The organism is Candidatus Planktophila versatilis, assembly GCF_002288265.1.
In the GTDB taxonomy this organism is placed as follows: domain Bacteria; phylum Actinomycetota; class Actinomycetes; order Nanopelagicales; family Nanopelagicaceae; genus Planktophila; species Planktophila versatilis.
Map to the genome: position 1 here is coordinate 1,223,881 of NZ_CP016778.1, position 11,667 is coordinate 1,235,547.

11 protein-coding genes are annotated in these 11,667 nt (G+C 46.0%); 5 read left to right on the plus strand and 6 right to left on the minus strand.

Going from position 1 to position 11,667, the window contains the following annotated elements; all coding sequences use genetic code 11:
* Nucleotides 1-20 precede the first annotated feature (20 nt).
* Nucleotides 21-542, minus strand: coding sequence for a tRNA adenosine deaminase-associated protein (locus A1sIIB76_RS06355; protein ID WP_095675353.1), 522 nt, complete (start codon nucleotides 540-542; stop codon nucleotides 21-23).
* Here A1sIIB76_RS06355 and upp point away from each other — a divergent pair.
* From upp to A1sIIB76_RS06370, 3 genes are read left to right on the plus strand one after another with little or no spacing between them, the layout of a single operon-like run.
* Nucleotides 541-1,179, plus strand: a complete 639-nt coding sequence (upp, locus tag A1sIIB76_RS06360) for a uracil phosphoribosyltransferase (protein ID WP_095685101.1) — start codon at nucleotides 541-543, stop codon at nucleotides 1,177-1,179. The genes A1sIIB76_RS06355 and upp overlap by 2 nt on opposite strands.
* Nucleotides 1,180-2,556 (plus strand): NAD-dependent malic enzyme, encoded by a 1,377-nt coding sequence (locus A1sIIB76_RS06365; RefSeq protein ID WP_095697273.1) that lies wholly within the window; start codon nucleotides 1,180-1,182, stop codon nucleotides 2,554-2,556.
* Complete coding sequence (locus A1sIIB76_RS06370) at nucleotides 2,553-3,176, plus strand: DedA family protein (protein WP_095675356.1); 624 nt, start codon at nucleotides 2,553-2,555, stop codon at nucleotides 3,174-3,176. Before A1sIIB76_RS06365 ends, A1sIIB76_RS06370 begins: the two co-directional genes overlap by 4 nt.
* Here A1sIIB76_RS06370 and A1sIIB76_RS06375 read toward each other — a convergent pair.
* Entirely contained in the window at nucleotides 3,106-4,062 is a 957-nt protein-coding gene (locus tag A1sIIB76_RS06375; RefSeq protein WP_095675357.1) for a DMT family transporter, read from the minus strand. The genes A1sIIB76_RS06370 and A1sIIB76_RS06375 overlap by 71 nt on opposite strands.
* 12 nt (nucleotides 4,063-4,074) lie before the next feature.
* Nucleotides 4,075-5,847, minus strand: coding sequence for an ABC-F family ATP-binding cassette domain-containing protein (locus A1sIIB76_RS06380; protein WP_095697274.1), 1,773 nt, complete (start codon nucleotides 5,845-5,847; stop codon nucleotides 4,075-4,077).
* 24 nt (nucleotides 5,848-5,871) lie between these two features.
* Between A1sIIB76_RS06380 and A1sIIB76_RS06385 the strand changes: the two genes are divergently transcribed.
* Together A1sIIB76_RS06385 and A1sIIB76_RS06390 are read left to right on the plus strand one after the other, a co-directional pair.
* Nucleotides 5,872-7,146 (plus strand): kynureninase, encoded by a 1,275-nt coding sequence (locus A1sIIB76_RS06385; protein ID WP_095697275.1) that lies wholly within the window; start codon nucleotides 5,872-5,874, stop codon nucleotides 7,144-7,146.
* Entirely contained in the window at nucleotides 7,143-7,937 is a 795-nt protein-coding gene (locus A1sIIB76_RS06390) for a tryptophan 2,3-dioxygenase (RefSeq protein ID WP_095697276.1), read from the plus strand. Before A1sIIB76_RS06385 ends, A1sIIB76_RS06390 begins: the two co-directional genes overlap by 4 nt.
* Here A1sIIB76_RS06390 and A1sIIB76_RS06395 read toward each other — a convergent pair.
* Genes A1sIIB76_RS06395 through A1sIIB76_RS06405 form a run of 3 tightly spaced genes read right to left on the minus strand, consistent with a single transcriptional unit; the run spans nucleotide 7,934 to nucleotide 11,638 of the window.
* Nucleotides 7,934-9,304: a glycosyltransferase gene (locus A1sIIB76_RS06395; RefSeq protein ID WP_095697277.1), complete on the minus strand. Its 1,371-nt coding sequence runs from the start codon at nucleotides 9,302-9,304 to the stop codon at nucleotides 7,934-7,936. The two genes, A1sIIB76_RS06390 and A1sIIB76_RS06395, sit on opposite strands and share 4 nt — an antisense overlap.
* The gene (locus A1sIIB76_RS06400; RefSeq protein ID WP_190286233.1) at nucleotides 9,297-10,775 is read right to left on the minus strand and encodes a glycosyltransferase family 2 protein; all 1,479 of its coding nucleotides are present in this window, start codon (nucleotides 10,773-10,775) and stop codon (nucleotides 9,297-9,299) included. The genes A1sIIB76_RS06395 and A1sIIB76_RS06400 overlap by 8 nt, the downstream gene beginning before the upstream one ends.
* A 41-nt stretch (nucleotides 10,776-10,816) precedes the next feature.
* Nucleotides 10,817-11,638 (minus strand): glycosyltransferase family A protein, encoded by an 822-nt coding sequence (locus A1sIIB76_RS06405; protein ID WP_095697279.1) that lies wholly within the window; start codon nucleotides 11,636-11,638, stop codon nucleotides 10,817-10,819.
* Nucleotides 11,639-11,667 lie beyond the last annotated feature (29 nt).

The window sequence follows — 11,667 nt, forward strand, 5'->3', positions numbered from 1 at the left end:
TGGCGTACGAAGTGAAATTTCTACGACTCCAATAACTCTGCGAATTGCTCCCCAAATCCTAATCGATGAGCAATAGCTTCGATGAGTTCGTCTGGGAAAAGATTGGCATCATCACAGAGAGTTGAAAGTTCCATATGAGGTAAACCTAAGTCAGCAAAAATATCTAGGTCTCCTGTAGGAAGTGGCTCATCTTCTTCATCTGGTGCATCAATATCTGCAATTTCTAAGAATTCAGCGGCCACCTCATAGTCGAGAGCTGCAGTGATATCGCTCATGAAGTATTTAACGTTACTACCTAGTACACGAATTGCGATGAAGAATTCGTCATCGATAGCGATGAGAGCAACAGCACCGCCATTTGTTTGCTGCTTTTTTAACCGATCAATAATGTGAGTTAGGTCATCCGGGTCAGGCAATGCGGCAAGAGACCAACGGCCGTCTTCATGCCACGCCTCAATTGCGAAGTCCTGGGTCTGCTCTGACACATCAACCATTTTGGCACTCATTGGATTAGAAAGAAAGCCCTGTAGAGTAAATGACATGAAAGTTCACGTTGCTAACCATCCGTTAATCTCTCATAAATTAACCATTCTGCGCGATGAAAAGACCGATTCTCCAACTTTTAGACTTCTCGTTGAAGAGTTAGTGACCCTGCTCGCGTATGAGGCAACCCGTGATGTTCGCACCACATCTATCTCCATTAAAACTCCGGTGACTGCCACGACAGGATTGGTATTAGCTGAACCTCGTCCAGTTGTCGTACCCATCTTGCGTGCAGGTTTAGGAATGCTTGAAGGCATGACAAAGTTATTGCCAACTGCACAAGTTGGATTTCTCGGTATGGTTCGCAACGAAGAGACGCTGCAAGCAAGCACCTATGCAAACCGCTTGCCTGAAGATTTATCTGGTCGCCAATGTTTTGTCCTTGATCCAATGCTTGCAACAGGTGGAACGTTGGCGATGGCTATTAATTACCTCATCGAGCGAGGTGCGAATGAAATTACTGCCATCTGTTTACTTGCCGCCCCAGAAGGAATCAAGGCACTCGAGGATGAATTTAAAGATGCAGGAATTCCTATAACGCTAGTGACAGGCTCCCTCGATGAAAAGTTAAATGAAAAGGGATACATCGTTCCTGGTCTAGGCGATGCCGGCGACCGTCTCTATGGAGTTGTGTAAATGGCTTCTACATCACCCGGCTACGGAATCACGATTCGTGTTGAAGGATCACCAGAACTTCAACCTGTTGCATTAATTACTACAACAATTACCAATGCTGGTGCCACGATTACCGCACTCGACGTTGTTGAATCTTTGCTTGAAAAAGTAGTCATTGACGTTACTTGCGACACGATTGACTCTGACCACGCTCAACAAATTCATGATGCCCTCTCAGCCAATAATGGCCTTACCGTTCGCAAAGTAAGTGACCGCACTTTCTTGCTACACCTCGGCGGAAAGATCGAAGTAACTTCTAAGGTTCCATTGAAAACTCGTGATGATCTATCGCGTGCTTACACTCCAGGCGTTGCTCGAATTTCGCAAGCAATTGTTGATGACCCATCCGATGTTCGTCGCCTGACCATGAAGCGCAATACGGTGGCCGTTGTTACTGATGGCTCTGCCGTGCTTGGCCTTGGAAATATTGGTCCAGCTGCCGCCCTTCCCGTCATGGAAGGAAAAGCTGCGCTCTTTAAGCGCTTTGCAAATGTGGACGCGTGGCCTGTCTGCCTAGATACACAAGATGTTGATGAAATTGTTCGCACAGTGCAACTTATTGCCCCTGTATATGGAGGAATCAATCTTGAAGATATCTCGGCACCCCGCTGCTTTGAAGTCGAGCGTCGATTGCGTGAACTTCTTGATATTCCTGTATTTCATGATGATCAGCATGGGACTGCAATTGTCGTTCTAGCAGCGCTGCGCAATGCTCTTAAGTTGGTGAAGAAAGAGATGTCCACTGTGAAAATTGTTATGAGTGGCGCAGGAGCTGCTGGCACAGCGATTGCGCGACTACTTCTCTTAAGTGGCGCTCAGAATATTATTGCTTTCGATAAAGATGGACTCATCGGTGGAGATTCAAAATCATCAGACCCAATGCGTTCCTGGTTTATCGAACACTCAAACCCTGGCAATTTTGCGGGTGATATTCACCAGGCGATGGTGGGAGCAGATATATTTATTGGAGTCAGTGCGCCTCACGTTCTCAAGGAAGCGGATGTAGCTGCAATGGCAGCAGGTTCAATAGTTTTTGCACTTGCCAACCCTGACCCAGAAATTGATCCTGTTATCGCTCGAAAGTATGCAACTGTCGTTGCGACCGGACGAAGTGACCACCCTAATCAAATAAACAACGTGCTTGCATTCCCGGGCATCTTCCGAGGTCTACTTGATGCGCAAGCTCATAAAATTACCGACAAATTACTTGTTGCTGCAGCCGAGGCGATTGCCGATTGCGTAAGTCCTTCGCAGTTAAATACATCATTCATCGTCCCTAGCGTTTTTGACCCTAACGTTGTTGTTAAAGTTGCGGCGGCAGTGAAGGCTTCTGTGTGATTGAGCTAGCCGCATCATTTGATTCACAACTCTCAACTCTTGCTCCATTCATCTTTTACATTGTTATTGGGGCAATAGTTTTTATTGAAACTGGACTTCTCTTTGGTTTTTTCCTTCCTGGTGACTCAATCTTGTTTAGCGCAGGCTTAGTCGCTGCTTCTCATGGAAATATCAATATTGCTGTCTTAGTGGCAGTTATCTTGCTCGCGGCATTCTTCGGAGATCAAGTTGGGTTCGTCATCGGTCGTGTTGTGGGCCGGCCATATCTTGATAAGAGAAAGTCACCGCGTGTGCAACGAATGATTGCGAACTCCGAGCGTTTCTATGAAAAATCTGGCTGGTGGGCAGTTGTAGCAGCACGCTTCTTCCCTTGGATTCGAACTTTCGTTCCACCCATTGCGGGGGCATCGAAGATGAATTACTACAAATTTTTATCTGCCAATGTCGTGGGGGCAGTTCTGTGGGGGGCGGGAATTACTCTCGCTGGGTTCTATGCGGCAAGTGTTCCGTGGGTGAGAACATTCTCTTACGCGATTGCAGCCTTCTTCATTATTGGTTCAATCGTTTCCGGGATTGTGAATTATTCACGCCACCGACGAGAACCCCACAGTAAGTCATAACGATTCCTGTAACTAGATAAGCACTTACCTGCACGCCTTCAGTAGGTGAATAAAAATCAATTATCAAGGATCCAACTAGTTGTCCGCCAACGCTGAATAGCGTAAAAGTTAGAACTCCTAGGTGTTGCACAATCGTTGAAGTAAAGGCAATGTAGATAACTCCAATGACGCCACCCGTGTAAATCCACCATGGGCCCGCAGGTAAAGGAACAAGTTCTGTTGGACCAAGTGCGATAAGCATGAAAAGGAAAATTACGAGGAAAGCAGTTCCCATAATGAAATTGAGCAGGGATGTTGTGAAACTCTGATGAGAATGTTCGTTTATCTGTCCATTGAGCGCACGCTGTACTCCAACAATCGCCCCCGCGATACAGCCCAAGATAACGGCGAAGATTGAAAGGTTTTGTGCATCAAGTCGGTCGAAGACCGAGATGAAGACTGCAAAGACTGTAAATAGCGCCGCCCCGATTCGTCGTGGAGTGATGTGCTTCTTGCCACCACCAGTTAACCCGATGCGATCAACAACAAGTGAAGCTGCGGTCTGTCCGGCAATAGATGCCACTGAATAAATTGCCACACCGATAAGGGGAACAATGTGCGTTTGCACTGCGACAAAACTTCCACCCAGCGCCCCAGCAAAGAGAGTCCATTTTGGTAACTCTTTGCGTGTAATGGCCCCACGTAAATTAGCTGCGCCAGCTTTGATAGCCGGATTAAACAGTGCAATCACCGCAATAATGGCTAGGCCTGATCCAAATGAAACAAGGGCTGCTTGGACGCCATTGCCGATTAAGTGTGAGAGTTCTCCATTTGCGCGTGCCTGAAGAGCAATCATGACTCCAGATATTGCAGCCAATACATCTAAGCGTTGCGTCTTTTTAGACATAACCCAATCCTATTAACTTTCGAGGGCTAACGTCACTTGCAGCCATTCTTCTTCTCGACTCGCAAGTTCACTTTCAGCCGAAGCTAGTTCATGGGTGAGTTCAATTAAACGTTGATGATTCGCGCTTTCACGCTCTTGTTCGGCAAATAGTTCTGCAATTCTCTCTTTACCTTTTACTATCTGCTTCTCAAGGCGGGCTAAATCTTTCTTGAGTTGTCTCTGTTCTGCAGCACTTGAACCAGATGACTGCTTCGGTGCCGTGTTACCCCGTGATGACACTGAATCAGCTCTTCGCTCAAGATATTCATCTACACCTCTAGGTAGATCTCGAAGATTTTCATCTCCAAGCAACCCATAGAAGCGATCACAGACTCGCTCGAGAAAATATCTATCGTGAGAGATAACAATCAGAGTTCCACCATAGCTGTCGAGTAAATCTTCGAGTTCGGTGAGGGTTTCGATATCAAAATCATTTGTAGGTTCATCGAGTAGAACAACATTGGGCGAATCCATAAGCAATCGGGTTAGTTGCAATCGTCGTCTTTCTCCCCCAGAAAGATTTCCCACCGGAGTCCACTGGGCATCGCGATCAAAGCCCAGACGTTCGCATAGTTGTGATGCTGAAAGAGTCTTTCCTTTACCAATCTCCACATGGGTTGCAACTTTTTCTACCGCTTCAAGTAGGCGCCACTCTGGATCTAGCTCATCTAAATGTTGGGTGAGGAAGGCAATCTTTACTGTAATGCCTGTGACAAGTTTTCCAGCTGAGAGTTGATGCAAGCCAGCCAAAGTGCGCATGAGAGTTGTTTTTCCGGAACCATTAACCCCCACTATGCCGATGCGATCTCCTGGACCGATATTCCAAGTGAGATCTTCAATCAACTTCTTTTCACCAGCCCTGATAAGTGCATGGTGTAGTTCAAAGACAGTATTTCCTAGGCGGTTGAGTGCAAACTTTAAGAGTTCAGTTGAATCTCGCGGGGCGGGTTCGGCAGAGATCAATTCATTTGCCGCATCAACTCGAAACTTTGGTTTAGTTGTTCTAGCTGGTGCGCCACGTCTAAGCCAGGCTAACTCTTTACGGATGAGATTGTTTCTACGGCTATCCAATACATTTGCCTGACGAGATCTCTCTGCTTTTGCTAAAACAAATGCTGAATAACCACCGTCATACTCCTCTACTTTTCCAAGTACTACTTCCCAGGTTCGATCTGTGACTGCATCTAGAAACCAACGATCGTGAGTAACAACAAGAAGTGCTAAATCTTTTCGATTGTTTAAATGCTGGGCTAGCCAGGCAACGCCTTCAACATCTAAGTGGTTTGTTGGCTCATCAAGTAAGATCAGATCCAGGTCATCAATGAGTAACTTGGCAAGACCTACCCGTCTTTTTTCACCACCTGATAGCGATGAGAAGACTCTTTCAAACAGGTGGTCATCGAATCCACCAAATAGTCCGGTAAATATCTCACGTATCTGTGGGTCACTAGCCCATTCGTGTTTCTCACGATTGCCAATCACAACATCACCAACGGTGGCATCGGCGGCGGCTGTATCAATCTGAGAGAGAATTCCAATACGGGCTGCATTTGATTTTGTAACTCGACCTGCGTCTGGATCTTCTACGCCTGCAATAATCTTCATGAGCGTGCTTTTACCCGAACCATTGCGCCCAACGATTCCGATTCGTTCACCCTCTGAGACTCCGAGTGAAACACGATCGAGAAGAGGACGAATATCGAAGGCCTTAGAAACCTCTTCGATATTTACAACATTGCGCGCCACGGTAGGAGAGCGTACCTTTGAACTATGAAGGTTACTGACCGCGCTTACGCGTTGGAATTAGATAAGAATGACCCGCTCGCCGAATACAGAAGCAAGTTCGTAATCACAGACCCTAACCTCTGCTACCTCGATGGAAATTCCTTGGGCAGATTGCCCCATGCCACCGTCAAAGCGGTGGGAGATTTCCTGTCCCACGAGTGGGGCAATGAAGTCGTTACCGGTTGGAGCCATTGGATCGATGAAGCGCAGGTAGCGGGAGATCTTCTGGGCCGAGCAGTTCTAGGCGCAGGCGCTGGACAAGTTCTAGTCTGTGACACAACTTCAGTTAATTTCTATCAACTTTGTTTAGCGGCAATTAACGCACGCCCTGGTCGAAAGACAATAATTACAGATGCGGCAAATTTTCCTACTGATCGTTACATACTCGATGGAATCGCAAAGAGCTATGGGCTGAACCTGGTAATCATCGACAACGAAGATCCTGCCATTGCAGAAAATGAGTTAGTCACTGCAGAACTGCTAGAGAAGTACATGACAGAAGATGTCGCACTAGTAACTTTCGAAGTAATTCAGTATCGCTCTGGTGCTCGTTCGGACATTAAATCCATCACTGATTTGGCTAGAAGTTATGGTGCTCTCGTTGTGTGGGATGCCAGCCATGCAGCAGGAGCTATTGAGATGAACTTCGATGACAACGGGGTCGATCTTGCAGTGGGGTGCACATATAAATATGGCAATGCTGGCCCTGGATCACCAGCATGGTTATATGTGAATAAGAAGATTCAAAGTGAATTACAGACTCCCATTCAAGGATGGTTTGCAAATGAAGATCAATTCGGCATGGGAGCTGATTTCGTTAAAGCAGAAGGAATTCGCGGTTTCCAAATTGCTAGTCCGTCCATTATTGGAATACGTGGCGTGCAAGTTTCCTATTCGATGATTGAAGAGGCAGGTATAAACGTCATTGCATCGAAGGCTGCTATCGGAACTCAGATGATGATTGATTTATTCGATGAATGGTTAGCTCCGCTTGGTTACACCCTTTTAACATCGAGAAATCCTCAGGAACGCGGTGGACACATCTCACTCGGTCATCCTGATGCCGCAAGAATTTGCGTTGCACTTAGAAAATTTGCCAATGTAATCCCTGATTACCGCACTCCTAATGCGATACGCCTGGCTATCTCCCCGTTAGCGACTTCCTATGTCGAGGTGTGGGATGGATTCCAGCGAATTACAGCCCTTACTGAGACCCGTCAATACGAGAAAATTGAAGGATCGGAATCTCGCGTCACATGAGTAATGAATTCGATTCCGCCCTTACATACAGTTCTTACCTTGCCATCGATGAATTACTTGCACTCCAAAAGCCACTTTCCACCGGACCTGAGCACGATGAAATGCTTTTTATTATCATCCATCAAACCTATGAACTCTGGTTCAAACAGTTAATCCATGAGTTCTTCGAAGCCCAACGCGCACTTGAGTCTGGTAACACCCACTATGCACTTGCAATCCTTGGGCGGATCCGGACCATCATGAAGGTATGCGTTGCACAGGTAGATATTTTGGAAACGATGACGCCACTTCAATTTAATGCTTTTCGAGGCTTTCTCTCTTCCTCAAGTGGATTTCAATCAGCTCAATTTAGAAAAGTCGAAGCGATTCTTGGGCGTCGCGATAGCCGTATGTCGAGCCACCTTCCACCGGAGGTTCAATTAGAAATTGCTGAGATTACATCTCGCAATTCATTATGGGATTCTTTCCTGGATTACCTACAAGCACGAGGTTACACACTTCCCCATGAAGTGATCTCGCGGGATAAATCCATTGCATATGAATCCAATCCGCTTGTTCAAGATGTTCTCTTAACTGTTCATAAGCAAGATCCCGAGAGTTCCATGGTCAGTGAGCGACTGGTCGATATTGATGAAGGTATTCAAGAGTGGCGATACCGCCATGTGAAAATGGTTGAAAGAACTATCGGCAAGAAACCAGGAACCGGTGGTTCAAGTGGAGTCGAATATCTTGCAAGCACTCTCTTTAATCCGATATTTAAAGATCTCTGGGAAATTCGCTCTCGCTTCTAGCTAGGACCAGGAGTGCCGTAGGCGGACTGTGCAATCTCCTTGCGTCGCCTCATGTAATTCTCGGATGCACCAGTTATTAGATGTTCAAAACGCATCGATCCCTTAATAAGTGGGTGAAGATCTTCAGCAGTATTTTGAGATCCCCAGATTGGTGCCTCGCGGTTTACTAAGTCATCTACGTTATGGGGATTTATCGTGCGATAAATGAGAGCCGCCCTTCTGAGAACTGACCACAATAAAAGTCGCTTCAGGCGATTAACGGGCCCTTGACGAGACATCTTTTTCTTACTTGCCAGGTCATACAGAATCTTCGCAATTTCTTGCCCGCCCACTGGATCTGGAAGATGCTCACATTGCTGATGTAGCCGCGCGCGAATTTGCAAATCTTGTAATTTTCTTACTGTTGCAGTGATGTTGCTTAAATCTGACTGGTCGGCACGTAAGGCGAAGCCCATGTCATGACACCACTGTGCACGTGCTTCTTGATCATCAGTTCCTCGAATATTAGAGACAAATACTGTTGGTACTTGCGCCGGTAAAAGTTCATGAACTCCGTTATATCCGGTGGCACAGACGCTTGCATCAAATGCGCGCAACACCTGAGCTAGTGGGAAATGGCGCACTACCCGAATATCTAAGCCATCGGGTGCCAACGAGGCGCCATTCTTATCAACTGGATCTTTGGTGAGTACAACCTGCAAATCTTTCCATCCAATAAGCCCTGAGAGTGCGGCATTCATTTTCTGATTCACATCACTATCACCGGTGCCAAGTTGCACTAGTACAGCTGGGCGATTTATATCAAGACCTAAAACTTTTCGGGCTTCATCGCGTGATAGCGCCTTATCTTTTTGAAAGAGTGAGACCGGAGCGGTAAGGATGGCTTCATTGCGCCCAGCCGTTGGTCCGAAATCATAGCCTCGAGCAAAATCCCCAGGTTCAATAACTTGATCAACTAATTGCGATTGAAAGGGAAGAACAAAGCGCAAGAGATTCTTCTGCCACATACCTCGTCGTATCCACACAAGTTTTAACTGGGGATCCATCAATTTAGTTGCAATAAACCCTGGATAAGGAACAACTCCATCAAAGGCGATGACGCTGGCGCCAGTTTCCTGAGCTATCGCAACTAAGCGATCGCGAAAATAGGTATCCCATTTACCGCGCGGCATCCATCCGCGAGTCTTTCCTGGAATGTATTCACATTGAAAACCAGTTGCAGATGGAATCTCGGCAATTCCTCCAGCGACAGAGACAATCACAGGGGTGGCAAATTCCTGCATTGCTTTTGCTATCGCAGTTGCTCTGGCGAGATGCCCCATTCCGATTCCGTTGCTTGTCGCAAGGATTATTGTCGGTTTAGCCATTGCGCAAAACTTTTCGAAGAATCAACTTCCCAAGCTTTTGGATAAAGATGAAAAGCTGCGCAGGAGAATTAATCTTCTTCCCCTCGCGCTTGAGAAACCGATTGAAGCGCTTGATGCGAGATTTTCTACCAGCATTGAGCTGAAGAAACTTCTCATCTGTCATCCAATTGAGTCCCCATTGTGCGGAGATATTTTCATACACATCACCGCCTGATGTGAGCGCGCGCGAAAGTGCTGGTGCAAAGATGACAAAAGCTCGATTATCTTCCTTATCAACAACTCCCACCAAGCCATGGCCTTGAGTTATCTGTAAGTCAACCAAATGCTTTAAATCAACCTTAGATGAGCCTTCAATAAATATGTAGTGCGGTGTTGCACTTGGTTCGATTAATTCAACAACGCTATCGATTGTCATATTTATTTCTGAATCAATTTCGACAAATGTATAACTCTCATCTGCCTTTAACCAGCTATGGATTTCCCGAAGGTCGGCGAACTTATCTGCAGTTGGCGAATATCGACTTCTCAGAAGCTTCCATGGGCCCATCAATGTGAAATGAGCGGATGTGCCATTGACTGCTAGCAGCTCCTGTCTGCGCAGGAGCAAATCTCTTAAGGTTAAATTGCGGGAATCAACAAAGACTTGGTATGTGGGAACTTTCCAATCAAATTCATAGCGTGCCCGGACTGAATGCATCTCCGGAATAAACTGCGCTAACGCCGGATCATTATGGCGGTGAATCGACTCTTTATTTTTCTCGACTGTGCTAAATCCTAAATGCCAAGAGTGCGCCTCTCGCTCCGGAACTGTTCTTAGCCCATTTGTAAAGATACGCCAACCTAGTTCAGTATCTTCACCAGTGATGAGTTCGCGGTTATAGCCACCAAGTTTTTTCCACTGAGAATTCATAATTGAAAATGTTGCACCTACAAAAGTTCGATAACCTTCAAGTGCCGGATTTACTAAATCCTGCGTGCGATTGACTCGTTCTTCCCACAACTCTTTACTCCAGCTCTGAGAATGCAGCTGATGGAAGCCACCTTTACGTAGCGATTCAAAGAGCATGGCTGGTGTGTAATCCCAGTGATCGACAAATCGCTTCCAACCTAAGACTGCAAAATCATTTGCTTCATGATGCCACTTCATATGGTGGGCAAGGTGGTCAGGTTCGAAAACCATATCTGCATCGATGAACCACAGAACATCTTCTTTAAGTCCTGCTGCAAAATGATTGGTGGCTGCAGTTTTTCCCCAGTGAGATGGCGAGTTTTTATACTTCAATAGGCGTGTTTTTTTCGGTGAGATTGAAGGAATAGTGATTGGTGTGCTACTTCCATCGTCAATGACATAGACGTTGAATAAACGTGATGGGTAACTCTGCGAGGTAAGGGAGGCTAAAACAAGATCTAGCTTCTCTTGTCCATCTTTGCATGCGATGACCACGGCCACTGACAGCGAAGGTCTACTCACTAGCGCAAGATTTTGAGGGCGGTTAAACCTAAAATTGGTACTCATAGGAGATTACCTCCAAATACCGGGTGTTTCCATCTTCCGACTACATGTTCATTTGCGCCGTTGAGATACTTGGAATAGTTCGTTGCATAAGTATGGAATGTAAAGGTGCGACGATAAATGTATCCGGCCCCAAAAGTTCTCCAGATTTTTCCACCGTTGTTAGTTACTCCGCTGAGTAAGAACCTGTCGACTGCAGTATTGCCATCTCCAAACCAATGTGCGGCTTCAGCTACTGCACGCTTAGCAAGAATTGTTCCTCCGCAAACCCAATCACTCCATAACTCAACGGCTTGAATCCCGTGAGGTGAAAATCTACGAACGGTTAGCTGCAAGGGTTCGAGATATACATAATTCATCGCCCTACCCACTACATCCGCACCGGTATCAAGGGCTGCATCCAATAAATCTCTTAGGTGCTCAGGTCCGTAATAATCATCATCATCCATCTTTGCGATGAATTCTCCTGACGATGCCTGGGCTAATGAAGAGAGAATTGTGCCAAGGCTACTCTCCCGGTCAAATGTGTATATGTTTACTGAGATTTTTCGTTTCTCGAGAACTCGAATCAGTTTCTTGTGTGAGGCATTTATTTTAATTGCATGCAGACCAAGTTGTAATTCAAATAAAGGAAGGCTTTGGCTGACTAACTGTTGCAGTAGATTGGTCAGATCATCTGGACGAACCGTAGAAACTAGAACAGAGACTGAAGGGTATTTCTTAACTTTCGACCTTCGTCGCTTACGTAATTGTTCTAGAGCATCAATTTCCTGAGAAAAGCTGGTGAGTTTATCTAGACTCTTAATTGCGGGCTCTGACACAGGGTAAGACTATCAATGTTCAAAACTTG